We start from the raw sequence: 1,004 nt of genomic DNA on the forward strand, positions 1-1,004 counted from the left end.
GGCTCTCCCCCAAATGTAGGGGCACTTTAATCAGATTATAGTAATCTAACTCTTTGATTCCGCAATCAAAAGAGGATTAAAGTGCCGAAAAAAGATATTATCCTAAATTTACCTGGCTATACAATAGCCAAGGTGACAGGAAACAATCCTGTTTACATTGAAGTAAGATATACTCGTGTTGTCCGCTGTATCTATTGCCATAGCAAGCGATTAAGGAAGAAAGATAGCTTTCATCGTAAAATACGCCATGAATCTATCGGATTACGTTATAGCTATTTATGTATTAAGGCGCATAAGTTTCAGTGTTATGACTGTAAGCGCTACTTTAATCAGCGTTTCCCTGGCATAGGCAAATACCAACGAGCGACAGAGAGCCTTCGCAAGGAAGTCTTTCTTCATCATACTGAAGGAGTGAGTCAAAAAGAGTTGGCTCGTCATTTTCATACGGGCAAATCAACGATAGAGCGTTGGTATCATTATGGCTATGAACGTCAAGAGAAACGAATCGCCTCACCTCTATGTCCTCGTGTCTTAGGTATCGATGAGCATTCTTTTACTAAGAAGCAAGGTTATATCACCACCTTATGTGATTTAGGTAAGCATAAGATATTTGATATTGTAAAAGGTCGCTCAGGGCGTGATTTAGAGAGTTACTTTAAAACACTAGAAGGTAAAGAGCGTGTACGGGTTGTGTGTATTGATTTAAGCAGCAGTTATCGTGCGTTAGTTAAACGCCATTTCCCGAACGCTAAGATTGTGGCTGATCGCTTTCATGTCATCCGTTTAATCAATCAGCTAAGCATGCAAACCTTTCATCAAATTGACCCAGCCATGAAGTACCAACGAGGGACGCTCATGGCATTAAAAACTAAACCAGAAAACCTAACGCCCTCGCGTCTAACTAAACGGGATCACTACTTAGAGCAGCAACCCGCTATTGCTGCCATTTATGAGTTTAAACAGCAGTTGCATAAGCTCTTAACTAAAAAGCATTGCACAGCTAA

1 protein-coding gene is annotated in these 1,004 nt (G+C 40.5%); it reads left to right on the forward strand.

Annotation, left to right across the window (positions count from 1 at the left end):
- Positions 1-81: 81 nt before the first annotated feature.
- Positions 82-1,004 (forward strand): ISL3 family transposase (locus ACQUW5_RS15275; protein ID WP_444992119.1); only part of this gene is annotated, 923 nt, incomplete at its 3' end.

Source organism: Legionella pelazae (assembly GCF_052527395.1).